General features: G+C 51.1%; 19 protein-coding genes. 9 read left to right on the forward strand and 10 right to left on the reverse strand.

The genetic code is table 11. The features are described from left to right. The first annotated feature begins 53 nt into the window (after positions 1-53). Together HPS54_RS02865 and HPS54_RS02870 are read left to right on the forward strand one after the other, a co-directional pair. Positions 54-1,532: an FGGY family carbohydrate kinase gene (locus tag HPS54_RS02865; protein ID WP_172343971.1), complete on the forward strand. Its 1,479-nt coding sequence runs from the start codon at positions 54-56 to the stop codon at positions 1,530-1,532. 98 nt (positions 1,533-1,630) lie between these two features. Continuing rightward, entirely contained in the window at positions 1,631-3,058 is a 1,428-nt protein-coding gene (locus tag HPS54_RS02870) for an L-fucose/L-arabinose isomerase family protein (protein WP_172343972.1), read from the forward strand. Positions 3,059-3,326: 268 nt separating this feature from the next. Here HPS54_RS02870 and HPS54_RS02875 read toward each other — a convergent pair whose 3' ends face one another. From HPS54_RS02875 to HPS54_RS02890, 4 genes are all read right to left on the reverse strand, one after another. Further along, positions 3,327-4,835, reverse strand: coding sequence for a butyryl-CoA:acetate CoA transferase (locus HPS54_RS02875; protein ID WP_172343973.1), 1,509 nt, complete (start codon positions 4,833-4,835; stop codon positions 3,327-3,329). A 148-nt stretch (positions 4,836-4,983) separates the two neighbouring features. Further along, the gene (locus HPS54_RS02880; protein ID WP_172343974.1) at positions 4,984-5,523 is read right to left on the reverse strand and encodes an RNA methyltransferase; all 540 of its coding nucleotides are present in this window, start codon (positions 5,521-5,523) and stop codon (positions 4,984-4,986) included. Positions 5,524-5,736: 213 nt separating this feature from the next. Further along, positions 5,737-6,162 carry a SufE family protein gene (locus HPS54_RS02885; protein ID WP_172343975.1) on the reverse strand — a complete coding sequence of 142 codons (426 nt, stop codon included), beginning with the start codon at positions 6,160-6,162 and terminating at the stop codon, positions 5,737-5,739. Positions 6,163-6,174: 12 nt separating this feature from the next. Continuing rightward, entirely contained in the window at positions 6,175-7,452 is a 1,278-nt protein-coding gene (locus HPS54_RS02890) for a peptidase U32 family protein (RefSeq protein WP_172343976.1), read from the reverse strand. Positions 7,453-7,611: 159 nt separating this feature from the next. Here HPS54_RS02890 and HPS54_RS02895 point away from each other — a divergent pair, with 159 nt between their 5' ends. From HPS54_RS02895 to HPS54_RS02925, 7 genes are all read left to right on the forward strand, one after another. Next, a complete protein-coding gene (locus HPS54_RS02895; protein WP_253951917.1) occupies positions 7,612-8,634 on the forward strand; it encodes a C1 family peptidase in 1,023 nt (340 codons plus the stop codon). A gap of 79 nt (positions 8,635-8,713) precedes the next feature. Beyond that, complete coding sequence (locus HPS54_RS02900; RefSeq protein WP_172343977.1) at positions 8,714-9,370, forward strand: HAD family hydrolase; 657 nt, start codon at positions 8,714-8,716, stop codon at positions 9,368-9,370. A 609-nt stretch (positions 9,371-9,979) separates the two neighbouring features. Beyond that, positions 9,980-12,991: a SusC/RagA family TonB-linked outer membrane protein gene (locus HPS54_RS02905; protein WP_172343978.1), complete on the forward strand. Its 3,012-nt coding sequence runs from the start codon at positions 9,980-9,982 to the stop codon at positions 12,989-12,991. Between the two features lie 22 nt (positions 12,992-13,013). Then, entirely contained in the window at positions 13,014-14,633 is a 1,620-nt protein-coding gene (locus tag HPS54_RS02910; RefSeq protein WP_172343979.1) for a RagB/SusD family nutrient uptake outer membrane protein, read from the forward strand. A 260-nt stretch (positions 14,634-14,893) separates the two neighbouring features. Beyond that, complete coding sequence (locus HPS54_RS02915; RefSeq protein ID WP_172343980.1) at positions 14,894-16,111, forward strand: glucuronyl esterase domain-containing protein; 1,218 nt, start codon at positions 14,894-14,896, stop codon at positions 16,109-16,111. 93 nt (positions 16,112-16,204) lie between these two features. Next, positions 16,205-18,505, forward strand: a complete 2,301-nt coding sequence (locus HPS54_RS02920) for a DUF5703 domain-containing protein (RefSeq protein WP_172343981.1) — start codon at positions 16,205-16,207, stop codon at positions 18,503-18,505. Positions 18,506-18,738: 233 nt separating this feature from the next. Further along, the gene (locus HPS54_RS02925) at positions 18,739-19,551 is read left to right on the forward strand and encodes a glycosyltransferase family 2 protein (protein WP_172343982.1); all 813 of its coding nucleotides are present in this window, start codon (positions 18,739-18,741) and stop codon (positions 19,549-19,551) included. Positions 19,552-19,672: 121 nt separating this feature from the next. Here HPS54_RS02925 and HPS54_RS02930 read toward each other — a convergent pair whose 3' ends face one another. The 6 genes from HPS54_RS02930 to HPS54_RS02955 form a co-directional block, all read right to left on the reverse strand. Beyond that, the gene (locus HPS54_RS02930; protein WP_172343983.1) at positions 19,673-20,485 is read right to left on the reverse strand and encodes a LicD family protein; all 813 of its coding nucleotides are present in this window, start codon (positions 20,483-20,485) and stop codon (positions 19,673-19,675) included. A 6-nt stretch (positions 20,486-20,491) separates the two neighbouring features. Then, positions 20,492-21,211: a phosphocholine cytidylyltransferase family protein gene (locus HPS54_RS02935; RefSeq protein ID WP_172343984.1), complete on the reverse strand. Its 720-nt coding sequence runs from the start codon at positions 21,209-21,211 to the stop codon at positions 20,492-20,494. Then, positions 21,211-22,341 carry a 2-aminoethylphosphonate aminotransferase gene (locus HPS54_RS02940; RefSeq protein WP_172343985.1) on the reverse strand — a complete coding sequence of 377 codons (1,131 nt, stop codon included), beginning with the start codon at positions 22,339-22,341 and terminating at the stop codon, positions 21,211-21,213. The genes HPS54_RS02935 and HPS54_RS02940 overlap by 1 nt, the downstream gene beginning before the upstream one ends. Before the next feature lie 53 nt (positions 22,342-22,394). Further along, positions 22,395-23,540 (reverse strand): phosphonopyruvate decarboxylase, encoded by a 1,146-nt coding sequence (gene aepY / locus HPS54_RS02945; protein ID WP_172343986.1) that lies wholly within the window; start codon positions 23,538-23,540, stop codon positions 22,395-22,397. Next, positions 23,540-24,841 carry a phosphoenolpyruvate mutase gene (gene aepX, locus HPS54_RS02950; RefSeq protein ID WP_172343987.1) on the reverse strand — a complete coding sequence of 434 codons (1,302 nt, stop codon included), beginning with the start codon at positions 24,839-24,841 and terminating at the stop codon, positions 23,540-23,542. The genes aepY and aepX overlap by 1 nt, the downstream gene beginning before the upstream one ends. Positions 24,842-24,967: 126 nt before the next feature. Continuing rightward, positions 24,968-25,945: a LicD family protein gene (locus HPS54_RS02955; RefSeq protein ID WP_172343988.1), complete on the reverse strand. Its 978-nt coding sequence runs from the start codon at positions 25,943-25,945 to the stop codon at positions 24,968-24,970. Positions 25,946-26,614: the final 669 nt, after the last annotated feature.

Below are 26,614 nucleotides of genomic sequence, written 5' to 3' on the forward strand. Positions count from 1 at the left end.
TCTCCCCTTATCTTCCCCTATCTCCCCAAATATATGATAAAAGCAACAATACCATGAACTATATAATAGCGATAGACCAGAGCACATCGGCAACAAAGGCGATGCTTTTCACCGACAAATGCGAGATGCTGAAGCGCGTGAATGTTGCCCATAAGCAGTATTATCCCAAACCCGGGTGGGTGGAACACGACCCGGAGGAGATTTACGCCAATGTCCTTAAGGCAACGGCAGAGCTGTTGAAAGACGAAAATCCGGCGGAAAACACATACTCGCTTGCGATAACAAACCAGCGCGAGACGGTTGTCGTGTGGGACAAGGCGACGGGCAAGCCGGTGTGCAATGCCGTTGTGTGGCAGTGCATGCGCGGTGCTGATATTTGCAACAGGCTGAAAGCCGAGGGCTACGGCAAGGTGGTGCAGGAGAAAAGCGGACTGCTCATAGACCCGTTCTTCTCGGCAAGCGGCGCCAAATGGATACTCGACAATGTAGACGGGGCACGCCGCAGGGCTGACCGGGGCGAGCTGCTCATGGGTACTATAGACTCGTGGCTGGTGTGGAAGCTAAGCGAAGGTCGCAGCCATGTGACGGACTATACCAACGCATCGCGTACCATGCTCATGAACATACATACCATGCAGTGGGACGACGAGCTGCTCGATATCTTTACGATACCGCGCACCATGCTGCCGGAACTGCTGCCTTGCGACGGTGTTTTCGGCGAGACGACACTCGGAGGCATCTTTGCCGAGCCGATAAAGATTGCCGGAGTGATAGGCGACTCGCACGGTGCGCTTACGGGACAGATGTGTTTTGAGGCAGGATTGGGCAAGGCTACTTACGGCACCGGTTCGTCCGTTATGGTGAACATCGGCGAGAATGCCTCGCCGGCTCCCGACGGACTGGTTACGTCGATTGGTCTGGCTGCCTGTGGAAAAGTGTTCTATGCCTTTGAGGGTAACATTCATTGCACCGGTGCCACGCTCAAATGGCTGGAAGAGCAGCTCAAGATGATTGGCTCGCCGGCTGATGTTGAGGCAGAGGCTGCATCGGTTGCCGACAGCGGCGGAGTGTATCTTGTTCCCGCCTTTGCAGGTCTTGGCGCCCCATGGTGGAACGATGAGGTTAAGGGAGCTGTCTTCGGACTTACCCTCGGCACCACACGCGCTCACTTCCTGAGGGCTGCCCTCGAGTCGATTGCCTATCAGGTGAACGATCTGGTGAAGGCAATGACAGTGAAGGCGGGTGTTGCTCTGAAGGAGATACGCGTGGACGGTGGACCTACGAAGAACAAGTTGCTTATGCAGTTTCAGGCAGATTGTCTGCGCGTTCCCGTCAACTGTTCCGACATTGAGGAGGCTTCGGCACTCGGTGCGGTCATAATGAACGGTCTTTCGCGCAAGGTATGGGCTTCGTTCGAGGAGGTGGCACGCCTGCGCAAGGGTAAGTGGCGCCTTGAGGCACAGGACAACGAGGAGCGGATGAATGTGCTTGTGGCGGGATGGCACAAGGCAGTGAAGCAGCTCTTGAAATAAAGCTGGTTTTACCTTATTGGTCTTATTAGTCTTATTAGACCTATTTGTCCAATTAAAACAAACAACAACAGACAAACAACAAAACAATATCATACATTATGAAAAACAATAAAAAACAATGCTTCGGTGTCATCATAGGCACAAGAGCTTATTTCAATTCGGAACTGGCACGCGATGTGCGGGCACAGCTTCTGAGAACCCTTGAGGCGGGAGGATATGACTATGTGATCCTGCCCGAAGACGCTACGCCGACAGGAAGCAGCAGTATCGAGACACGTGAGGACGGGCTGAAGTGTGCGGAACTGTTCCGCCGGAACCGCGACCGCATAGACGGTATCATCGTGTCGCTGCCCAACTTCGGTTTCGAGATAGGAATTATCAATGCCATAAGTGTTGCGGATCTCAACGTGCCCGTAATGGTTCAGGCTTGTGACGACGAGAATGACAAGGTGGATCTTGACAGTCGCCGCGATGCGTTCTGTGGCAAGATATCGGTGTGCAACAACCTTTATCAGTACGGAATACCGTTTACGGACACCACACTGCACACATATTCAATCTATTCCGACCTGCTGGCAAAGGACATTGACAAGTTTGCAGCAGTGTGCCGAGTGGTAAACGGACTGAAACATGCGCGCATCGGACAGATAGGTACACGTCCGCTGGGCTTCAATACATGCCGTGCCAGTGAGAAACTGTTACAGGCTTCGGGCATAACGGTTGTGCCGGCAGACCTCAGTGAGGTTATCTTTGCAGCAAATGCCATTGCCGATGACGACCCGGAGCTGGCAGCACAGATGGAGAAAGTGTGCAACTATGCTTCTGTGCCGGAGTCGTACAAGGAGAAACTCATGCTCCAGGCAAAGTTCGGACTTGCCGTGGAGCGTTGGGTGGAGGCAAATCAGGTTGACGCGGTTGCCATACAGTGCTGGGACTCTCTTGAGCAGAACTACGGCTGTGCGGCATGTGTGACGATGAGCATGCTCAGTGACAAGAATATTCCCGCTGCCTGCGAGACCGATATCGCGGGTGCTGTGTCGATGCTTGCGCTCACCCTTGCATCGGGCGAGCCGGCTGCTCTTGCCGACTGGAACAACAACTTTGCCGAGGACAGAAACAAGTGCGTTTGCACCCACTGTGGCAACTTCCCGCGCTCGTTTGTGGGCAACGACAACCTGAAACTTGGTCCGCTGGGCGTGTTAGGTCGCACATTGGGCAAGATAAACACGTTCGGGGCTGTCTATGCAAAGGTAAGTGCCGGCGACTTTACATACTTCCGCATCTCGACCGATGATACAAAAGGCTGTATAAAGGCTTATCTTGGCGAGGGAAAGATTACCGACGACCCGTACGGAATGGATGGATGTATCGTTGTGACAAAGGTTCCTGAACTTCAGAAACTCATGAAGTATATCTGTAAGAACGGTTTCGAGCATCATGTTGCGCTTGTTCGTGCCGAAGTAGCAGACGTATTGAACGAGGCGATAGAGACCTATCTGGGTTGGAACTTGTATGTTCATGAGTGAGGGTAAGTGTCTGGGAGATTGTATTTAATATACGTAAAAACAGCCGGCAGGAATTTTCCTGACCGGCTGTTTTCTCTTATTTATGCTTCGATGTATATTTTTTAGGTTCTTAGGTTTTGAGATATCAGGTTTTAAGGTGTTATGTCTCATTTTATGCTGGACCCTTTCGGGCTTACTCTATTATCTTATCTTAAGACCTGAAACCTCAAGACTTAAAACCTAACATTTTTCACCTTAAGACCTCAAACCTGAAACCTTATAACCTAACCTACTCCTTAATGTACTCCGCAAAGTCTGTCAAGTGCATGTCGCCCTTGCGCATCAGCGTGTCGTGCATTGCGAAAGCGGCAGGCAGATAGTGACGTGTGTGTCCCGACTTTGTTATCTTCAGGTAGTCCCAAAGCAGTTGCTTGTAGTCGGGGTGAGCGCATTTCTCGATTATCTCGCGTGCTCTTTCCTCAGGACTCTTTCCCCTCAGGTCTGCCACGCCCTGCTCCGTTGCGATGATGTTCACGTCGTGTTCGGAGTGATCATGATGGCTTACCATGGGAACGATAGAGCTTATCATTCCGCCCTTTGCCACCGACGGGCATGTGAAGATGCTGATATAGGCGTTGCGTTCGAAGTCGCCGCTGCCGCCGATGCCGTTCATCATCTTCGTTCCGCTTATGTGCGTAGAGTTCGCGTTGCCGTATATATCCACCTCGATAGCCGTGTTTATGGCTATTACACCCAAGCGGCGGATAACCTCCGGAGAGTTTGATATCTCGCTCTGGCGCAGTGTCAGGTGATCCTTGAAGTAGTCCATGTTGTCGTATATCTGCTTCAGACACTCGTTGGAGACGGTCAGTGAGCATGACGAAGCATCCTTAACGCGTCCCTCGAGCATCATGCCGACAACGCTGTCTTGCAGCACTTCGGTGTAAACGTTGAAGTCCGGCACGTTCTTGTCATGTCCGAGGGCACCCAGTATGGCGTTTGCCGTGCTTCCGACGCCGCTCTGCAACGGCAGGAACGAGCTTGGTATGATGCCGCGGTGCATGTCTGCCACGAGGAATTCGGCAACGTTATGTCCTATCTGATCCGTTATGGGGTCTGAGTCTTTGAACGCCCTTGCCTCGTCGGGTATGTTGCATTCCACAACGCCTACAATTTTCTTGGCGTCTATTTCCACGTAAGGCTTGCCTATGCGGTCGTTGACTTTGGTGATTGGAATAGGCATGCGGTAAGGTGGGTCGAGCGGTTCGTACACGTCATGTATGAACTTTGCCGCCGGACTGTGGAATGAGTTAAGTTCCAAAATCACGTGTTTGGCGAGGCGCGCCACCGTGGGACTTATGCCGCCGGCTGCCGTAAGATATGCCTTGCAGGTATCCGCGCCTTCCTCTATGTCGCACACTTCGAGTATAGCCCAGTCCACTTCGCCCATGAAACCGTAGCGAAGCTCCTGCGCCATGTGGCTCAGATGCAGGTCGTTGTATGCGATCTCGCCCATGTTGACATGCTTTCGGAAGTCAGGGTTTGTGGTATATGGCGCACGATATTTTATAGCCTGTGCGTTTGCGAGGTCGCCGTCGGTGCTCTGACCTGTCGATGCTCCTGTGAAGATACCTACCTTGAATTCGCGTCCCGCCTCATGTTCGGCAACGGCTATCTTTGCCAGTTCCTTTGTCACGGCCTTTGCCGTACCTGCCGGTGTGAAGCCGCTGAGACCTAAGTTTTCTCCGTTTTTAATCAAGGCTGCAGCCTCGGCAGCCGTCATGCGTGTATAAGCCATAAATATGTAAATGTTGTTATTCTTTATGTTTTAAACTTAAAACGATGGCAAAGATACTCATTATTTTATGAAAAAAGATACAAAATGATTACAAAAACGTATCTTGCCGATTGCCTTCCGCCTGCTTCCGGGGGTACATGGCGCGTTGTCAGCGTGCGTCAAGAAGCAGCTTCCGTGCAAACTCCCATACAACCATGCCTGCCGTGACCGAAACATTAAGCGAGTGTTTGGTGCCGAACTGCGGTATTTCGAGACATCCGTCGCTCATGTCCACCACCTCCTGATGAACGCCTTTGACCTCGTTACCGAGTATCACGGCATATCTTCCATTCCCGTCGACATCCATTTCGTGCAGCTTAGTGCTGCCCTCACACTGTTCCACGGCAAACACCATGTGCCCTGTGGAGTGCAGTTCCGCCACAGCCTCTGCCGTCGTCTTGAAATATTTCCACGCCACGCTGTCTTCCGCTCCGAGTGCCGTCTTGTGTATTTCGGCGTTCGGCGGTGTCGCTGTTATGCCGCAGAGATATATCGCCTCAATTCTGAATGCGTCGCAAGAGCGGAACACGCTGCCCACGTTGTGCAGAGAGCGGACATCGTCGAGGACAACCGTCAGCGGCAGTTTCTCCGCATTACGGAACTCGTCGACGGTCATGCGGTGCATTTCAATGGTCTTTAGTTTACGCAAAACCTATATTAATTTATAATTGACAATTTATAATTTATAATTAAGGGGGCTATTCGGGAGAAATTAATAATTTACAATTGATAATTTATAATTGGTGTCTTCTGTCTTCAACCGATGTCCTGAAAGGACGACACTGTTTGTTTTACAGACGCTTGCGATACCCGTTTCGCGCCAACGAACAATTATAAATTATGAATTATCAATTATAAATTATCACGCTTCTTCCTTTGTCTTGAATGCCAGAGCGTAAAGCCTTATCTGCTTGATCATGGCAAGCAGACCGTTGCTGCGCGTGGGGCTGAGGTGCTCTTTCAGTCCTATGCGGTCTATGAAATACAGGTCGGCGTCGAGTATCTCGCCCGGAGTGTGCCCGCTGAGCACTCTTATAAGCAGGGCGATTATACCCTTTACTATCAGTGCGTCGCTCTCCGCCGTAAGCTCAACCTTGCCGTCCGTCAGGTCTGCCTGTAACCACACGCGGCTCTGACAGCCGTCGATGAGGTTGCTCTCCGTCTTGTATTTGTTGTCAAGAGGCTGCTGCTCGTTTCCCAAGTCGATGAGATACTGATATTTGTCCATCCAGTCGGAGAAGTCGGAAAACTCCTCTATCACCTCATCCTGAAGCTCGTTTATTGTCATTGTCGATGTTTTTTATTGTTTCGTTTTATTGTCAAGTCCGTTCCCGGTACTCACCAGTTTAAACAGTTTATCGCTCGGACGCACCTTCTCCGGTACGGCTATGCTTACGCGCGTGCCCTTCTCTGCCTTTGCCACGGCACCGTTGTCGCCGTGTATCTCGTCCGGCGTTACGTACATCACGCCCGTTGTAGGACCCGTGACAAGAAGCCTGTCGCCCGGTTCGAACTCGCAAGCCTCGCAGGTAAACTCAGCCACTCCCAACTTTGAGAAATATTTCACGCCGCGTCCCACGTACACTTTCTTCTCCGTGGCGCAGCTCCCATAGTGGCTGTTCCACTCGCCGAGACGCTGCCCCTGATAGTATCCGTCCCAAAAACCGCGGTTGAAGACGGTGGCAAGACGCTTGTCCCACTCGTCCTTTTTCTCTTCTGTGAACGTCCCGTCGAGTACGCTCGCCATTGCCTCCTTGTAACACCTGATGACGCTGTAGACATATTCGGCACCACGTGCGCGTCCCTCTATCTTGAACACACGCACGCCGGCATTCATCATGCGGTCTATGAAGCGTATGGTCTTCAGATCCTTAGGACTCATTATATATTTGTTGTCTATTTCCAACTGGTCGCCCGTGTCGGTGTCAGTCACCGTATACGAGCGGCGGCACAGCTGCATGCACTCGCCCCGGTTTGCGCTGCGTCCCGTGTTGTTGAGGCTCAAATAACATTTTCCGCTTATCGCCATGCACAGCGCGCCGTGGCAGAACATCTCTATGCGGACGGGCTTTCCAGACGGTCCGCAGATGTTCTCTTCCACTATCCCGCGGTATATCTCCGCCACCTGCTCCATGTTCAGCTCGCGTGCCAGTACCACCACATCGGCAAACCGGGCATAGAACTTAAGCGCCTCGATGTTCGATATGTTGAGTTGCGTGGACAGATGCACTTCCTGTCCCACGCTGTTGCAGTATGTCATCACCGCCACATCGCTCGCTATCACCGCCGATATGCCTGCCTCGCGGGCGGCATCCACGATGGTGCGCATGGTTTTCAGATCCTCGCCGTATATTATCGTGTTTACCGTCAGGTATGTCTTTATGCCATGGGCGTGACACGTTTCCGCTATCTCGTGCAAGTCATCGACGGTGAATGTGTTTGCCGAGTGGGCACGCATGTTGAGCTGCCCGATGCCGAAATACACCGAGTCGGCGCCTGCCTGTATGGCAGCCGCGAGACTTTCTCTCGACCCCACGGGCGCCATTATCTCAAAATCAGATAACTGTTGCTGGTTCATGGCTGCAAAGGTACTAAATATTTGCGTTATCCGCACACATAAACCACGGCATATCAATGCAAAAACCGCTAAAAATGTTTTGCCGTGTATCGCTCTTGCCGTAACTTTGCACCGTTGTGCCAAGGCATGTCTGTTGCGGCAGAACTAAAGATATACTGTATGATGAAGAAATACTTTACATTTTTCGCGGCAGTCGTCGTTCTCCTTTCGTGTGGCAGGAAGAGCGACGTTGCGCCGCCCGCGCCACGCTTCACCACAATATCCCTAATACGCACCACCCCCGTAAAGCATCAGGGCAGAGACGCCCTTTGCTGGGCATACGCCATGCTTGCAACCATAGAGAGCGAGCATCTTATGCAGGGCGACTCGGTCAATCTCTCGCCCGACTATGTCGCGCGCATGCTGCTGCGTAGCGAGGCGGAGCGTCTTTACCTCACCGGCGGGACGTCGCACATATCCCTTCGCGGAACCATGCCGCAACTTGTCCGCCTTATAATGCGCTACGGCGCAATGCCTTACGACTCGTACCGGTGTGACGGCGATGTCGCCATGGCATGCCGCAAGATAGAGAATGCGGCGCAAAGGGCTGTCAGGGCGCGTACGGGACTCGACCGCTGGCGTGACAAGGTGGACGACATTCTCGACCGCGACATCGCCCCGATGCCATATAATATATATATGTACGGCGCGCGATACACGCCCGTGGAGTTCGCTCGCAGCGTGTGCCGTCCCGATGAATATATGGCGCTGACAAGTTTTACGCATCATCCTTTCGACGAGTATGCAGACCTTGAACTGCCCGACAACTACAGTCACGACACTTTTCTCAATCTTCCCATAGACACACTGATGCGCCGTGTAGAGACATCGCTCCTTGCCGGGCATCCTGTTTGCTGGGAAGGAGGCACACGCGGCGATGCCTTCTCGTTTTCGCGCGGCACAGCCTTCCTGCCCGACGAGAGCCGCACGGTGACGCAGGACGAGCGTCAGCGCGCCTTTGAGAGTTTCTCCGTCACCGATGACCACTGCATGGAGCTTGTAGGCATTGCCCGCGATGCCGCCGGCAGACGCTGGTTTATCTGCAAAAACTCATGGGGAACGGATAACCCTTACGGCGGCTTTATGTATATGTCGTACAACTATGCGCGGCTCAACACCGTGGCGGTGATGATGCGGAAGTAGCAAAAGCAGAAGGTAACATCATAAGTCCTATAAGCCTTATAAATCCTATAGGACCTATATTAACTATAATATTGTAACAATGAACTGTAAAACAAAACTTGTGATACTCGACTTCGACGGCACTCTTGCAGACACGCAGAGTCTGATAGTGAACACCATGCAGCAGACTATACGCGAGCTTAATCTTCCGCCGCGCACCGACAGCCAGTGTGCGGCGATGATAGGACTGCCCCTGAAAAAGACCTTTACGCAACTCATAGACATGGACGACGCCATGGGCGACAAGTGCGCCGAGACCTACACGCGGCTGTTTTTCGAGAACAACAAACCGGGTGCCGTGCCCGTGTTTCCGCATGTGGTGGAGACGATAAAGGCGCTCCACGACGCCGGCACGACAATAACTATTGCCAGCAGCAGGGGCAGAGATACCCTCATCGATTTTCTAAGAGAGATGAATATGGAGCAATATATCTCGTTTGTGATATGCGCCACCGATATAGATAATGCCAAGCCTGCCCCGGACATGGTGCTCGTGACGCTCGACAAGACCGGCATATTGCCGCAGAATGCCATCGTAGTGGGCGACACACAGTTTGATGTTCTCATGGCACACCGCGCCGGAGTGCGTGCCGTGGGTGTGACATACGGCAACGGCACACGCGAGGAACTTGAGGAATTAGGCACCGAATATGTCATCGACAGCTTTGACAAACTGCGTGATATCGTCCTTGTCTGAAAGCTATCTGTAACTATATGTAAATCAATATGATACCTTTCAGGCTCCAAAAGGTGCCCTTTCAGCCTCTGAAAGGTGGCATATTAGAGCCTGAAACGCCACCTTTTGCAAGCCGAAAGGTGGCGTTTTGTGAAATGGGTATGTTTTTGAAAGGGAGATAGAGGGAGATAAGGGAAGATAAAAGGGAGATAAAGGACAAATGCCTTGTTGCTTAATCCAAGGACCATTGTCCTTTATCTCCCGTGGCGCAAGCCACATATCTTTTTTTATCTCCTTCTATCTACTTTATTGTAAAATGAAACCTCCGCCATAAAAAAAGATGTCAATTTATTTGTTTTTAATAAATAAAAACTATCTTTGCAATAACCTATGATGAACAAAAGCAGTTTGAGTTTCTGCACCTTGAATTAAATCTAATAACACTTACGATTATTTTTTGATAAATTATTATTAACCAATTTAAAAATTACCGATGAAGTATCAGAAAAACATGCGTCATCTATTAGATGTACTAAGTCACAGACACGGACGCGCGTTGGTTATTTGCGGACTTGCCGTTGGCACATTGTCAATGCCCGTTCCAATAGTAGCCGGCAGTGTTTTCGGGGGGTGAAATCTGCTGAAACACAGCAAGTTAACCAATCGAAAACAGTTAAAGGAAAGGTTGTAGATGACAACGGCGAACCGCTAATCGGCGTTACCGTTGCCGTAAAGGGTCAGACGGGCACCGGTTGTGTTACCGATGTAGACGGCAACTACTCTCTTTCAGTACCCTCAAACTCAACACTTGTATTCTCATACGTGGGTTACACTCCGGTTACGGTGAAAGCCGGAGGACAGTCAACCATTAATGTCACAATGAAATCCGATGCGCAGGAACTCGATGAAGTAGTAGCCATCGGTTATGGAACGATGAAGAAACGAGACCTTACAGGTGCAACGACTTCACTGCGCAGCGATGCCATAACATCCGTCATGGCGTCGAATCCTATCGAAGCATTGCAAGGAAAGTCTACCGGAGTTGCCGTGTTCACCAATAACCAGCCCGGCGAGGCGCCCACACTGCGCATCCGCGGCTCGGCGTCTATCAATGCCGGTACGGATCCTCTGTATGTTGTGGACGGATTTGCCTTGACAGACGGAAACATGAACGACATCAACCCTGCTGACATCGAGTCCATGGAAATATTGAAAGACGCTTCCGCGACGGCCATCTACGGTTCGCGCGGTGCCAACGGTGTCGTGATGATCACCACGAAAAAAGGCTCTGAAGGAAAGCACAATATAACCGTCCATGCCAACATGGGAGTAAAGATGCGCTCACGCCTTATCGAGACAATCACCGGACAGGAGTTCATCGACTATCTTAACAAGGCTACAAAAATACAAGGCGGTACGGAACCTTTCCCCGGCGGAACATACGACGGCAGGTTCTATGACTGGCAGGAGGGCGTAATAAAGAGTTCTGCGCTGACACAGGACTACGGGCTAATGCTCGACGGCATGAGTGGCGACACAAGGTATATGTTCTCTGCCGGATATTACAATCAGGACGGACTGCTCGAGGCACAGGGATATGAGAAGTTCTCTCTGCACTCAAACCTTGAACACAAGTTCAATAAATGGTTCTCCATTGGTTCGAACATGCAGCTTACAAATTCGCGGCAGGACATCCTGACAAATCAGGTTACCAACGACCTGTTCCGCCTGGCATATCCTACCGATCTGCCATATAACGAGGACGGGTCTTACAACATTATCCAGCACGGAGAGGTGTTCAATCCGTTTGCAGACATGAATGCCACGGACGATTACATCAAGAGTCTGCGTTTCATAGGCAACTTCTTTGCTCAGGTGAACTTCTCCGAGCACTTCAACTATAAGCTTAATATAGGTTACGACGTCAAGACCGCCAACCGCTATCAGTTCATTTCATCGCAGACGGCGAAAGGAATACAGTCCGGCGCGACAACGGGTTCGGGCATGCACCGGTGGACAAAACAGGAGTCGCGCCTTATGGATAACATCCTTACCTACAGCAATCAGTGGGGCGACCACCGCATGTCGCTCACCGGTGTCTATTCATGGCAGGACTATAAATACCGCTATTCGCAGATGTCCGGTCAGTTCTCTAACGACGCGCTTGGCGCACACGACTTTGCCGGAGCATCTCCTGCTTCGCTCAAAGTTCAGAGCGACATCTACAGCAACCGCCTCATCTCATGGACGGCACGCGGCACATACGCATACAAAGACCGCTATATGCTCACGGCGACAATACGTTTCGACGGTTCATCACGCTTCGGCGACGACAGCAAGTGGGGTACATTCCCGTCGGTCGGTCTGGCATGGCGCGCATCAGAGGAAAACTTCCTGAAGAACAATAAGATAATCACAAACCTGAAACTTCGTACCAGCTACGGCGTTACCGGTAACCAGGAGATTGGAAACTACCAGTCTTTGGCACGTCTGCAAACCTCGACCGGCAACGGCAACTATTCGGACGGAACAAACTCTATCATAGGCTTCTATGAGGAAGTGGGCAACTCGAAACTGAAGTGGGAAAGCACCAAGCAGTTTGATGCAGGTTTCGACCTCACCCTTATCGACCGCATATATTTGAACTTCGATTACTACAACCGCCAGACAACGGACTTGCTCTACAACGTGCCGATACCGTCGACATCCGGCTATCAGAATGTTCTTAGCAACGTGGGCAAGGTTAGCAACTACGGCTTGGAGTTCTCGGCAAGTGCCGATGTCTATAAGGACAAGGATTGGACGGTAACCGTTGGAGGAAACTTCACGTACAACACGAACAAGATAAAGAAACTGTACGACGGGGCAGACCGCATCGTCATTCACGACGGAACAGCTTCGACTGGTCTGTCGAGAGTCCTTGAAGTGGGGCAGCCGGTCAACGGTGTCTATGCTTACCGCTCTTTGGGAATTATCAAGTCGCAGGAAGCATTGGACGCTTATCTTGAAAAGATGCCCGGTCTGAGAGGTACCGTGGGCATAGGTTCGGAAATGTATGAAGACGTGAACGGCGACGGCAAGCTCTCCATAGAGGATACAAAGTGCATCGGCAGCATAGAGCCGAAATATTTCTACGGTTTCAATCTCGGTGTGCAGTGGAAAGAGTTTAAACTGCAAGTATACGGACAAGGTGCTTTCAAATATGCTTCAATGTCGGGTGCCGAGAACCACTACACCAACGGAACAAAATGGTCTGTGGGCTATCAGGACACCGGAAACTACGCGATGTGGATTGACAATAGTGTGAAGAACCAGATTGGTGTGCCTTCGAAAGACGGTTATCATGACATGTGGGACGCCGAGACCAATCCCAACGGAACAGCTCCCGGCATAGGTGCCAAGGGTGTTGTGCTTTCCAACCGCACCAACGCCGACTGGTCGTACTTCATCCTGAAGAACATCCAGATGAGCTATGATTTCACCAAACTCATCAATACAAGCTATATCAAGAGCCTTGTGTTCAATGTGAACTTCCAGAACTTCATCACATCTGCAAACCACAACGGATACAACCCGGAGAACGGTGACATGTCCAACCCTTACGGCAAGACAGTGATATTTGGAGTTAATATCAAGTTCTAAGATTTAACCAAAAGCATATACAATGAAGACATTTAAATATATGATGGCAGGCGTAGCCATGGCGGCTATGGCGGCAACAGGGGTATCGCTGACAAGCTGTAGCGACCTCGATGAGAATCCGTATACATTCATCGACCCGAACTCATACTATAAGACAGAGGCTGAGGTGCAGACCGGACTGACCGGAACCTACAACCGTTTCCGTCGCCTGTACTCGGGAAACAACGCTCTATATCTGGCAGAGATAGAGATGCTTACGGAGCAGGGATGGCCCACATACAACAAGGACAACATGCACGAGCTGTCGCAGTGGGTATATGCCAACAGCGAGTCTGTGGGCGGAGTGATGAAGATATGGGCGATGGCATACGAGTGCATCAACAGGGCGAACGTGGTGCTCGGACGTGTCGACGGAGTGAGCATGAGCGATGAGTCGCGTAAACGCATCAAGGGACAGGCGCTGTTCCTTAGAGGCTATACGTATTTCCACCTGCTGCGCCTGTTCGGCGGAGTGCCTCTCACAACCACTTATACAAACGGTGTTGAAGGGCTTGACATTCCGAGAGCATCGGTAGACGACACTTATAAACGCATTATCGATGACCTTAAGCAGGCGGAAGAGTTCCTTCCTGTTCGCGGTACGAGCGGATACGAAGTCTGGCGCGCATCGAGAGGTTCTGCTCAGGCTGCGCTTGGCGAGGTGTATCTCTACAAGGCAACTATGAACGACAACAACAGGGAAGACCTGCAGTTGGCTAAAGACTACAGCTGGCAGGTTATCAATTCGAAAGTATACAAGCTGATGCCGGAGTTCACCGATAACTTCTATTGGTTCAATGCCAATGCCAAGAACTGCGAAGAGTCGGTATTCGAGCTGCAATACTCAGAACAGGCAGGACAGAGCAACTGCATGCACATACGTTTCGGACTGGGACGTACCAACACCGCTTATATGGGATGCTACCAGTATGCACGCTTCGGCGTGTCGGGATTGCTCTATAAAGAAATGGTTGAGAAGGGTGACAAGCGTGCCAATGCCCTGCTTTCATATTTCGAAGGATTGTGCGGTCCTGACGCCAAGTCGCTTGTCTCGCAGCCTTGTCGGTATAACATAAACACCCTGTCGTGGGAACCGAAGGCATGGAATGACCGTCCGGCAGAGATGCGCGCCGTGTTCAACTGCAAGTATTTCGACAACCGCACCAGCTTCTCGTTGGAAGCTCCTAATGCCAACTTCCCCATTCTGCGCTACTCCGAGGTGTTGCTCAACTATGCCGAGGCAGCCAATCTGCTGAATGGCGGCGACGGTCTTGAACAACTCAACGACGTGCGCAAGCGTGCCGGTCTTGTTACTCTTCCCGAAGGAACGTCGCAGGCAGACATCGACAACGACATCCTTGACCAGCGCCGTTATGAGTTTGTGGGCGAGGGCAAGGTGTTCTTCGACGAGTTGCGCAAGGACAAACTTGCCGACTTCGCTACCGAGAAGTGCCGCAAGACAAAAGAACTCGGCATCACTTACATGTCCGACGAAATCGTGTTCAAGCCCAAGAAGACATATCTGTTCAAGATTCCGAAGGGAGACCTTGACAGCAACAAGGCTCTTAAAGGTGCTCAGAACCCGGACAATGTGTCGAAGTAAAGGGATGTATGAACGACGGTCCGTGCGACTGTATTGACTGAATAACCGAGCCCTGAGAGTCGTGAAAGGCTTTCGGGGCTCTTTCTTTAGAAGTAGATAAGTGAAGATAAGGGGAGATAAAAGGAGATAAAGGACGAATTTCTGTTGCTTGTTTCAAAGCTATTGTCCTCTACCTCCTGTGGCGTCAGCCACATATCTCCTCCTATCTCCCCATTATCTCCTCCTTCATAAAAAACCTCATATATATAATAAGGTATAGTATGACAATAAAGAAGATTTTCATCAGCACCCTTGCAGTGGTGGTGTCGGCGACATGCTGTATGGCGCAATATGAGAGAAGAGTGGCAAACCGTGACTTTTTCAAGGCATACTACAACAATGCCAACTATGATGAGGCGTTGGTTCCGGAGTATACGTTGCCCGACATGATGACCTGTCTTGACGGGACAAAGGTTACGGCTGCGGCAGAATGGGAGGACAAACGCCGCCCCGAGCTGATGCAACTCTTCACCACTTATATGTATGGCAGACAGCCACGGCAGGACTCTACATTCAGTTTTGAGACAGAGGGAAAAGACCGGAAAGTGTGGAACGGGAAAGCAATGAGAAGAGACATCATTCTGCATCTCACCTCCGACGGACCCGACGTAAGGCTTACTCTCGTATGGAAACACGACAAGAAAAGCGAAAACTTGCCCCGAAAGACAATCCTTGGACTGTCGTTTGCCGACAGCGACTCTATCTGGCAGTGGCGCAAGGACGGTTCCAGGGCAAAAGGAGGTGAGGCATGGCAGACCGATACTCTGCTTGACCGTGGATATGTGCTCGCCACTTTCCGCTATACAGACGCCGAGGCGGACAAGGCACGCGACGACTTCAAGACGAGCCGTCTGCACCGTCACTTCTATAAAAAAGGTCAGGACTATCCGCTGCCTGACGAATGGGGAGCGATAGCATGCTGGGCATGGACGGCAAGCAGGGCTCTCGACGCTATGGAAAAGCTCGCCGCTGATGTCGTTGATGTGTGCAACGTGACAGTCATGGGGCATTCGCGACTTGGCAAGACGGCTCTGTGGGCGGGAGCCACCGACAGGCGTTTCGCCGCCGTGGTGTCTGTCAATTCCGGATGCTGCGGCGCTGCATTGTCGCGCCGTTGCGTAGGCGAGACAGTGGAATGTGTCAACGAGTGGAGCTATCACTGGTTCTGCGGAAACTTCAGACAGTTCAGTCATCGCGAGGAATACATGCCATTCGACCAGCATGAACTGCTGGCAATGATTGCTCCACGTAAACTTATCGTGATAAGCGGGACGGAGGATTTGTGGGCAGATCCTAAGGGCGAAGAACTCGGCTGCCGGTTTGCCTTGCCGGCATACAGTCTGTACGGCAAGCCGCAGAATATCGTTTATTTATTGCGGGAGGGTCCCCATGCCGTATTGAAAAGCGACTGGAACTTCATCATGCAGGCACTCCGTTGAAGTCATAACGTCTGTAATTCATCTTATAAATAAGGCAGGTACACAAATAAAAAGGCACCGTCTATATTAAAAAAGCAATAACATTTTTATATCATGAAGACAAGATTATCGTACATCCTGGCAATGTTGCTTATGTGCACGGGCGTCGGTGGCAAGTCGTTTCAGACGCTCGGCGACTGCAATGTGACGTGGAACACGCAAAGCAAAAACAGCTCGGAGTCCATGCCGTGCGGCGGCGGAGAGACCGGACTCAACGTCTGGGCGGAGAACAACGACATCCTTTTCTACTTCTCCCGTAGCAGTTGTTTCGACGAGAACAATGCTCTGCTCAAGCTCGGGCGCGTCAGACTCCACCTGTCCGAGGCTCATTTCGACAAGAACTTCCGTCAGGTGCTGACGCTGCAGGACGGTACGGTGCGCCTGTATGGAAGCAACAACACGGTGGTGACGCTGTGGGTGGACGTGTTTCATCCGGTAGTGCACGTTGAAGTGAGGGCAGACAAGCCGCAGAAAGCCACTCTGACATACGAGAACTGGCGCTATGCGGACTATGCGCTGAGCGGAGAGGATGCTCATCTTTGCGGCATGAAGGGGACAAAGGAGAATATTTATATATATCCGGACAGTGTGGCTTTCGACAAGAACCAAATACTTTTCTATCACCGCAACCGCAATGATTTCGTATTCGACCGCACCGTTGACTGTGAAGAACTGCAGGATATAAAGGACAAACTGTGGAATCCTGTCAAGAACCGCACGTTCGGAGGACTGATACAAGGTTCCGGACTCGTTGCCGGAAGTACGGGCAACGGGCGTTATGCCGATACGGACTACCGTTCGTGGAGTCTCGTTTCGGCAGCGCCGCAGAAGAAAATCAACATCACAATAACAACGCATGTGGCACAGACACCAACGCTCCGGGAATGGCGGCAGACGCTCGACGGCATACAGAAGAGACAGCTTGCATCGACCGCCGCCGACAGAAAGGCATCGTTGCGATGGTGGAGCGAGTTCTGGCAAAGAAGCTATATAAATATGTATAGCGCTTCCGACCCGAGAGCGGAGCAGATAGCGCGCAACTACCAATTGTTCCGTTATATGCTGGGATGCAATGCCTATGGCGACACACCGACAAAGTTCAACGGCTCACTCTTCACCTTCGACCCGTGCTATGTGAAAGGCAACAGACGCCTTTCGCCCGACTTCCGCCAATGGGGAGGTGCCTCAATGACGGCGCAAAACCAGCGGCTCGTATATTGGCCCATGCTCAAAAGCGGCGACTGGGACATGATGGACTCGCAGTTCAGCTATTATCTGAGGATGCAGCGCAATGCCGAACTGATGACAGAGTCGTATTGGGGGCACAACGGCGCCTGTTTTACGGAACAGATAGAGAACTTCGGACTGCCGGTGGCATACAGCTACGGAATGGAGCCGCGCACAGGTCTGCGTCCCAGAGGCAAGCAGGCGAACGGCTATTGCGAGTATCTGTGGGACACCGTTATGGACTTTTGTCTGATGATGATTCGCACCCATACATACGAGGGACGCGACATAAGCCCGTATATTCCGTTCATCGAGAGCTGCCTTACATTCTTCGACGAGCACTACCGAATGCTTGCTCTCCAACGCACGGTTCAGCCTTTCGACAGGAACAAACACTACATATTCTATCCGGGAACAGCCGGCGAGACCTACAAGATGGCTACAAACTCGTCGCAGACAATAGCCGCACTGACAACCGTGCTCCGTGAACTGCTGGCGCTGCCCGACAAATATCTGAGCGACACAAGTCGTTCGAAATGGCAGGAGATGCTGTCGCACATGCCGCCGTTGCCTTTCCGCATAATGGAGGGACACAAGGTGATAGCCCCGGCACAGTCGTTCGAGCGGCTGATGAACGTGGAGATAAACCAGCTCTATCCCGTGTTCCCATACGACATGTACGGGCTTGGAAGACCCGACCTTGAGGTGGCACGAGACACATGGAGATATGGCATAGACCAGCCGCGCTGGCAGAAGAACCGCCATGAGTCGTGGCATCAGGACGCCATATTCTGCGCAAGACTCGGGCTGTTGCCCGAAGCTCGCGACCTGGTATGGCGAAAACTGCAGGACGGCAGGCACCGTTTTCCGGCGTTCTTCGGACCCGGTCACGACTGGACACCCGACCATAATTGGGGCGGAACGGGAATGATAGCGCTGCAGGAGATGCTGATGCAGAACGTCGGCGACAGCATCCTGCTATTGCCATGCTGGCCCAAAGAGTGGGATGTAAGCTTCAAACTGCACGCTCCGCAGCAGACAACTGTCGAATGTGTATATAAGAACGGTAGGGTGGAACGCCTTGTCGTGCTTCCCGAAACGAGGCGAAAAGACGTTATATTAATGTAAGTTCGCCGAGTTTAAGTTCCTTGTTATATTGCAAACAATCCACGTAAGGTGTATCGGAACTTAAGATATGCTATATGGTTTTCTATCGCATATGAGATGTAAACGTAACGCATATGAGATGTAAATGTATCGCATATGAGATGTAAATGTATCGCATATGAGATAGAAATCTGTAACATTTGTTTATGGATGCGCTATTTTGTTTTGTCGAATATTCTTCATATATTTGCGTAATGAATAATATAAAAGTAGGCATTATCATATCGACGTACAACAATCCGGAGTGGTTGGAGAAGACGTTATGGGGCTATATGGCGCAGGAACGCAAGGCGGACGAGATTATTATTGCCGACGACGGGTCGCGCGATGATACGCGCATGTTGATAGAGCGATATGCGGAAACTCTGCCGATAAAGCACGTATGGCATGAGGATGACGGGTTCAGGAAGACGAAGATACTCAATGAGGCGCTGAAAGTTGCCACGGCAGACTATATTATCTTTACCGATCAGGACTGCGTGCCGCGGCGCGATTTCATTGCCACTCATCTGCGTTATGCGCGTAAGGGCTGCTTCCTTTCGGGAGGATACTTTTCCCTTCCCATGTCTATAAGTCGTGAGATGACGCACGAGGATATCTGCCAAGGGCGTCCTTTCAGCATTGCATGGCTACGGTCGCGCGGGCTGAAACTGTCTTTTAAGTGTACCAAACTTGTGCGCTGCGGCTTCTTTTCTTCTTTCATGAATGCCGTTACGCCCACCAAGGCAACATGGAACGGCATGAACTCTTCGGGCTGGCGCCATGATCTGATGGCTGCCAACGGCTTCGACGAGCGCATGAGATACGGCGGTGAAGATCGCGAACTGGGCGAGCGTCTCTTCAATACCGGCATACGTTCAAGGCAGATTCGTTACAGTGCAATAGTGATACACCTTGACCACAGCCGACCGTATGTGAATAATGAAGCGTGGCAACTGAACAATGCCATACGTAAGGAGACGAGGAAGAAAAGGCTGAAGAGGACGGAATATGGTATCGATAGGTGAATTAAGAGTTAAGAGTTAAGAATGAAGAGTTAGCTGCCGCTTGGCTATTAGGCTAATTGGACTAATAAGACTAATTGGACCTATATAAGCCAAGCGGCAGCTAACTCTTCATTCTTAACTCTTAACTCTTAATTTCTCTGTACGGTTTATCAAGGTCAAGATAATAGAAGTTATGTTGGAACTCGGTGCCTTCGGGCGGCGGAGTCATATAATCCCCGTACATCTTTGTAAGCAGTTCATCGCTTTTCTCCACGCCCATTAGGGTGCGCCCCTCAAATGTATAGGGTGTCGGAGAGCCGTAAACGTCTTTTGTCACGATGCTGCGGAAGCCGTCGTCGAAGCAAAGTACGTGGCGGCTGGTATCGAAATCGTATTTCATCAGATGACGTCTGATGCTGCGCTGCAGCCCATTGACGGTGAACAAGCGGCGGCATAGCAACGGCAGCCAGCTGCTCGGACCGTGCCCGTGGCGGTAGGGGTCGCGATATGTGAAGTACAACAACTTGCACAACCACTTGTATTTGTTCACGCGCAGACGCTGCCGCAGGCGGTTGTCGGGCATGCCGTCGACGGGAAACACGTCAACGTATACACCTCCGACGTAGCGCAGGTGGGCATGTTCTATCATTGTTGTCTCCGCGTCCTGTATCTTGGCAAACGGTTGGGGATAATGACTGTCGTTCTCGGCGCATATCATCTCGTATCTTTCGGGCAGCCACTCGCGGCAGTGCTTTATAAGTATGTCGTAGTCCTTGTGCGGCATGCAGATGTCCGCATCGTCGTCCCACGGTATGAACCCCTTGTGCCGCACCGCTCCCAACATTGTCCCGGCAATGATGTAATAGCGCAGGTTGTGCTCACGGCACACCTTGTCTATTGCCGTGAGTATGTCGAGCATCTTGCCGTGCAGACGTTCAATGTCATAGTTTGCCATGTTTCCTTACAATGATCTTATGATGTTTTGCTCGGCATATTCCAGATCGCTTTCATCGTCTATCTCGTACCATTTCACGTCTTTGGCGTTCAAGACATACACCGGCATGACGTTCTGCGACATCGAAAGCAACTCATATTCATACCCCATCTTCGGCTTTTCAGCGACAACGGCGGCATAGTCGCGGCACATGCGGGAGAAGAATTCTGCCGATAGCTTGTGTATTCCGACAAGCTCGCCGGCAGCGTTCACCTCTGTCTTGTCTGTCGAACAGTTTGTCAAACGCCCCGTGCTGTCGTGCTCCACGTAGTACTGATCCTGGAATTTCGTTACGGGTGTGATTAGCATCACATCCGGATGAGGACATTCCATAAGCTCCGTTATGGCGTTGCGGCTGTACACTATGTCCGATTCGAGCAGCAGGAAGTCTTCGTTTCCTATTGCTTCGCGACAGTTGTAGAGCGTATACATGCTGTTTGTAGAGGCATACTTCTCGCTGTATACGCATTCTATCTGGGGATATATGTCCGCCAGTTGCTCGTAAGCCTCTTTCTTATATCCTGTCCCGATGATAATACGTGTAATGCCACATGCAATGAGTGTCTCGACAGAACGCACCACCATTGCGGTGCCTCCCACCTCGATGAAACCCTTGGGCATGCTCTCCGTCATCTTTCCGAAGCGGCTGCCTAATCCCGCCGCCATGATAACTGCTGTCTTTACCATTATCTGTTGTATGTTACCGGTATGCTTATTCCGTTTTCCTCGAGAGCCTTGCGCAGTGTACGGAAGAATGCCTTGATGTCTTCCGGTACGATTGCTCCCAACGAGCAGAGGCGGAATGTGTCCGTGGTACTTATCTTTCCGGGATATATGGTGAAGCCGTTGTCATAGCAGTAGTCGTGAATGCGGTCGAAGTCCCAATTCTTGTCGTCCGGATATTTCACAGATACCACCAGCCCCGACTGTATCTCGCGCCTTATCACATCCTTGAAACCAAGCTCGTCCAATCCCTCGTGTATCGCCTCGAATACCTCGCGGTGACGGCGGAACTTGGCTTCCTCGCCTTCCTCCCGGTATTCTTTCAGTGCCTGTATGGTGGAGTATATGGTCTGTACGGGCGGTGTGAAGTGCATCTGTCCCGTCTTCTCGAAATAGTCATATTGCAGGAAAAGGTTGCAGTAGTAAGAGCGTTTGGGGTATTCAGCCGATTGTTCTATGATTTTCCTGTCGCCGATGACGAACGACAGTCCGGTCATTGCCATAAGCCCTTTCTGTGCCGAAGCCATGCAGAAGTCCACGTTGTCTTTAACCATGTCGAACGGTATCATGCCGAGCGACGACGTCGTGTCCACAACGAATATCGCATTGTGGGCATGTGCCATGGCGCCGATTTCGCGTATAGGGTTCAGCACTCCCGTACCCGTCTCGTGGTGTGTGGTGTATACCAATGCTATGTCCGGGTTCTCGTCCAGCGTCTTTTCCACGGCTGTAAGGTCGGGAACGTCGAACACCGATGACTTCTGGTCTATGTGCGGCATGCCGTAATACCGGCACACTTCTGCGGCTCTCGAGCTGTATGCCCCGTTGTTTACCACAAGTATCTTCTTGCCTTCGGGCAGCAGAGAATTAAGACAAACGTCAATGTTTATTGTTCCCGAGCCGGTGAACAGCACTGCCGTGTGTCGCTGCGGGTCGCCGTGTGCCACCTTTACAAGATCCTCGCGCAGACCCTTCATCATGTCTGCAAACTCTTTTTCGCGCGGACAGATGTCCGGTACGACCTGTGCCATCTTCACCGTATCCGTGGTCGTGGCTGGTCCGGGATTGAGCAATATGTTTCTTTTGATGTTCATTGTTGTTGTTATTTGGGCTATAGGGACTATATCTTTTATAGATACTATAGTTCCTATAGAAGATATAAATCATTCTTTTCTAAAAAGCTCATCAGCGCCTCTTTGTTCTCCACGGGTGTTGTGGTTGGTCGCCCGAGGTCTTCGCGAGAACCTTTCTTCACCTTTATCTCGAGCAGCACGGGTGCGGGGAGGGTTGTCAGCGTGGGCAGAATGTTGTCAAGCTCACTGCGTGTGCCGACGCTTATTATTGTCTTGTAACCACATCCTTCCGCTATCTTTGTCAGGTTTACGCCGAAGCCTATTGTCGGTTGTCCGCCCACGGAGTCGTGTGCACCGTTGTTGAAGACGATGTGATAGAAGTTTTCGGGCGCCATACTTGCCACTATGCCCATGCTTCCCATGTGCATTATGACGGCACCGTCGCCGTCGAAACAGTAGACGTTGCGTTCCGGACGGTTCAAGGCGATGCCCAATGCTATCTGCGAAGCATGCCCCATAGAGCCTACCGTAAGGAAGTCGCGACTGTGTCCCTCACCTGTGGCAGTACGGTGCTCGAACAGCTCACGCGATATCTTGCCCGTCGTGGATACTATCACGCTGTTGTCGCCCGCAGCTTGTGCCACGGCTTTTATCGCCTCCTCGCGCTCCATGGTGTAAGGATTTGACGGCGAAGACTGCAGTTTGTATTTGCCGAAAGCGCCCTTGCGTACCACTAAAGCGAACGCTTCTTTCGTACCGGTCATATATTCCGTTGCCTTGGCGAGTTGTTTCTCTACTTCTTTCTCGTCGTCGCTCATCACCTCATACCTTATGCCCATAGCCTCGAGCAACGTTAGTGTCACCTTGCCCTGCTTTACGTGCTGCGGCTCGTCGTGCACGCCCGGCTCTCCTCGCCACCCTATCACGAGCAGCACGGGGATGTTGTACACCTCCTTGTCGGTGAGCGAGAGCAGCGGGTTGACCGTGTTTCCTAATCCCGAGTTCTGCATATACACCACCGGTGTCCTGCCGGTGGCGAGGTGATATCCCGCAGCCAGTCCCATGGCACCTCCCTCGTTTGCCGCTATTATGTTGTTCTTTCCCTCCGCATGGTCTGTTATATATGCGCAGATGTCTTTCAGCAGCGAGTCGGGCACACCCGTATAGAAGTCTATGCCCATGCCTTTAAGCGTATCGTAGAAAAATTCAGGACGTATCATTATTTTGTTCCCGGTATTAGTTCAAGTATCTGTTTTATCGGCATACATATAGGGTTCGCCTCGAGCGAGCGCTCGTTGCGCAGTATTGTCTCCGCACACTGCACCATTGCCGGATATGCGGCACGCAGCATGTGGTTGGCATATATCACCACGTTCACGCCCCATTGCGCCAGTTCGTCTTCCTTTATGTGATTATATGTGGTAGGTACTACGACGATGGGCACAGCCGGATGCACCTTGCGGAACTCCGTGCAGAATGCCTTGATGTCATCTCCCGTCTTTTCCTTGCTGTGTATCATCACGCCGTCGGCGCCGGCATCCACGTATGCGTATGCCCTTTCGAGCGCGTCTTCCACCGTGTGTCCTGCAATGAGACTCTCTATGCGGGCTATTATCATGAAGTCTTTTGTCACCTGCGCCTCCTTGCCCATGCGTATCTTATGGCAGAAACCCTCTATCGAATCCTGTGTCTGTATTGCCTCGGTACCGAATAGCGAGTTCTTCTTCAGTCCCACCTTGTCTTCTATTATGATTGCCGATATGCCGTTGCGTTCAAGCGTGCGCACGGTGAAGACGAAGTGTTCGGGCTTGCCGCCCGTGTCGCCGTCGTAGATTATAGGCTTGGTGGTACACTCGAGAATGTTGGTAAGGTCTTGCATGCGCGTTGTCAGGTCCACGGCTTCGATGTCCGGTTTGCCTTTCGATGTGGAGTCTGTGAGACTGCTCGACCACATTCCGTCGAATGATGATTTCTTCAGTCCGTTCTCTATTTCCGTGTTCTCGATTATCAGTCCGCTCAGTCCGTCGTGTGCCTCCATAATTCTTACTATGGGTTTGGCGGCTATGAGTCGTCGCAGTGATTTAAGACGGACGTCCGGTGTGGTGCCTATTGCCTGCAGTTCCTTGGCGAGCGACGAAGAGTTGATACCGTGCGTGTATGGTATCTCTATTACCTGTCCGCCCCATTCTTTCATGGTCTCGAACACTTCGGAACGTAGTTCCTGTTCCGGTCCGCATTTCCAGTCGTCACCGTGTATTATGAAATCAGGCTTGTACTTCCTTAGGTTAGGAACGTAGCTCCATTCATCTTGCGGCACAATGTCTGCCACGCCTTTAATGTTCTCCACTACCTGTTTGCGCTGTTCATACGTCATGTATGGCAGGCGGCGGTGTGTCGCTATTGCCTTGTCCGTGAAAAGACCTATTGTTATGTCGCCGTATTTGGCGCCTTCGCTTATGATGTTTATAAGTCCAGGGTGCATGATGTCTCCTATCATGCCTAAGTATACGATTTTGCTCATTATGTTGTTTTTTTATTGTTATTAAGGGGCTCGGAGCTCTTTGAGAGCTCCGAGATTTTTGAGAGCTCGGAGTGCTCAGAGCTCTCGGAGAACTCCGAGTTCTCAGTTTCTCTCCGAGGAACCCTCTTAAAACAGCTTCTTCCTAAGTCGTCGCCATGCGCCGCGCCTGTATTCGTCTCTCACCTCCGGCAGCACCTCGTGGTAACTCCTCTCCGTGTCAAGGACCAGTCCGCCGTGCATGTTCGGTGCCATTATGGGCGTCATGTAGTCATCGCCGAACTCGCCCCGCAGAAACTCTTCGTAACGCTTGGGCGCCGGTATCTGTATGTCTTCGAAGTCGAGCCACACCGTTTCGTCGAGTATGCTCTTGTCAAAGATGTGTCTGTCACCGCTCATTGTAAGTTCCGCCGCCTTGTCGGTGTCGTTCCAACACGTCTCGCGCAGCACTTCTTCCGACTGCCTGTAGATGTCCTTCCAACTGCTTCTTTTCAGCATACGGCGCGCTTTGAGTTTGCGGAATATCTGTCCGAACCTGCCTGAATATACTACGTTCATGTTCACCGCCTTAAGCAGTTTGCGAGGATATGCGCTTCTTTTCAGAATGTCGTCGAGTCGTGCACCCCTGCCCTCGGGCGGTACGGCGTCCACAACGAATATGTCGATGAATATCCCTTGGTTGAACGGTTGGAACGAGTCGGAAGGGCGTATCGCCGCCGTGCCGCTGTTGCGGAACTGTGCGTGGCTGCGATAATAGCCGGTGTCCGTATATGCCGTCTGTAAGAAATAGGGGGGGCGGAACTGACTGTTGCCTATCATGTTCATGTGGTCGTAGTCCTCGCGCGGCATCATCAGGTCCACATCATCATCCCATGGGATGAAGCCCTTGTGGCGCACCGCACCCAAAAGCGTTCCTCCCTCTGCCCAGCAGCGCAGCCCGTTGCGCCGGCAAAAGCCGAGAAATTCTCTCAGCAGATCCAGCTCCACAGCCCACACTTTCTTCATTTCTGCCGTGACGAGATGTCCGTTTCTGTATTCCTCTTCTATATTGAATGCCATTTCCGTATGCAGATTATATCCTTTTCCGGCACCTCTGCCGCCGGACACACTGTTACAAGTCAACTTGACTGATATGAGAATACAAAGGTACATATTTTATTATTAATAACATCAGTTCAATGAATTTAAGTTTTCAGAAAGCATAGAATTGGCTGGGATTTTATTTTTGTAAGAAGATAAAAGGAGATAGAGGAAGATAAAAGGAGATAAAAGACGTGTGTCTTGTTGCTTGCTCCAAGAGTATCGTCTTTTATCTTCTGTGGCGCCGGCCGCATATCTTCCCGCATCTCCTTTTATCTCCTTTCGTCTCCTGAAAGGTGTCCTTTTGCACTCTAAAAGGGCACCTTTTAGGAGACAAAAAGCCACCTTTTAGAACCTCGGAGGTATCATCTTGATTATCAACACGTTACAAGCGTCTCGAAAATAGTGCTTTTTCGGCGTTGTGACCTGTGCCGCGTGCATGGCTTTATGACGATAAGTTGCTCCGGAAAAACATTTTCTTTGATGTATGTCAAATAAACGGTGATGATATGAAAAAAGTGAGAAAACAATATTGTGTGCGCACACGGAAAGCGTTATCTTTGCATCGTGTTCGTGAGAATACTTGTTTTTCATAGGTTAGTAGTTTGATAGATTTAAGGTAAAGATTATGTTATTAGATTTAGAAACGGAGATTTTGATTGTTTCGGTTATCATAATGACGGTTGTCAATATAAT

The organism is Xylanibacter caecicola, assembly GCF_013166515.1.
Taxonomy (GTDB): domain Bacteria; phylum Bacteroidota; class Bacteroidia; order Bacteroidales; family Bacteroidaceae; genus Prevotella; species Prevotella caecicola.

Excerpts from the sequence above, each read along its gene's own strand:
- HPS54_RS02865 (WP_172343971.1), top strand. The coding sequence starts at position 54 with ATGAACTATATAATAGCGATAGACCAGAGCACATCGGCAACAAAGGCG.
- HPS54_RS02870 (WP_172343972.1), top strand. The coding sequence starts at position 1,631 with ATGAAAAACAATAAAAAACAATGCTTCGGTGTCATCATAGGCACAAGA.
- HPS54_RS02875 (WP_172343973.1), bottom strand. The coding sequence starts at position 4,835 with ATGGCTTATACACGCATGACGGCTGCCGAGGCTGCAGCCTTGATTAAA.
- HPS54_RS02885 (WP_172343975.1), bottom strand. The coding sequence starts at position 6,162 with ATGACAATAAACGAGCTTCAGGATGAGGTGATAGAGGAGTTTTCCGAC.
- HPS54_RS02890 (WP_172343976.1), bottom strand. The coding sequence starts at position 7,452 with ATGAACCAGCAACAGTTATCTGATTTTGAGATAATGGCGCCCGTGGGG.
- HPS54_RS02895 (WP_253951917.1), top strand. The coding sequence starts at position 7,612 with ATGATGAAGAAATACTTTACATTTTTCGCGGCAGTCGTCGTTCTCCTT.
- HPS54_RS02900 (WP_172343977.1), top strand. The coding sequence starts at position 8,714 with ATGAACTGTAAAACAAAACTTGTGATACTCGACTTCGACGGCACTCTT.
- HPS54_RS02910 (WP_172343979.1), top strand. The coding sequence starts at position 13,014 with ATGAAGACATTTAAATATATGATGGCAGGCGTAGCCATGGCGGCTATG.
- HPS54_RS02915 (WP_172343980.1), top strand. The coding sequence starts at position 14,894 with ATGACAATAAAGAAGATTTTCATCAGCACCCTTGCAGTGGTGGTGTCG.
- HPS54_RS02920 (WP_172343981.1), top strand. The coding sequence starts at position 16,205 with ATGAAGACAAGATTATCGTACATCCTGGCAATGTTGCTTATGTGCACG.
- HPS54_RS02925 (WP_172343982.1), top strand. The coding sequence starts at position 18,739 with ATGAATAATATAAAAGTAGGCATTATCATATCGACGTACAACAATCCG.
- HPS54_RS02930 (WP_172343983.1), bottom strand. The coding sequence starts at position 20,485 with ATGGCAAACTATGACATTGAACGTCTGCACGGCAAGATGCTCGACATA.
- HPS54_RS02935 (WP_172343984.1), bottom strand. The coding sequence starts at position 21,211 with ATGGTAAAGACAGCAGTTATCATGGCGGCGGGATTAGGCAGCCGCTTC.
- HPS54_RS02940 (WP_172343985.1), bottom strand. The coding sequence starts at position 22,341 with ATGAACATCAAAAGAAACATATTGCTCAATCCCGGACCAGCCACGACC.
- aepY (WP_172343986.1), bottom strand. The coding sequence starts at position 23,540 with ATGATACGTCCTGAATTTTTCTACGATACGCTTAAAGGCATGGGCATA.
- aepX (WP_172343987.1), bottom strand. The coding sequence starts at position 24,841 with ATGAGCAAAATCGTATACTTAGGCATGATAGGAGACATCATGCACCCT.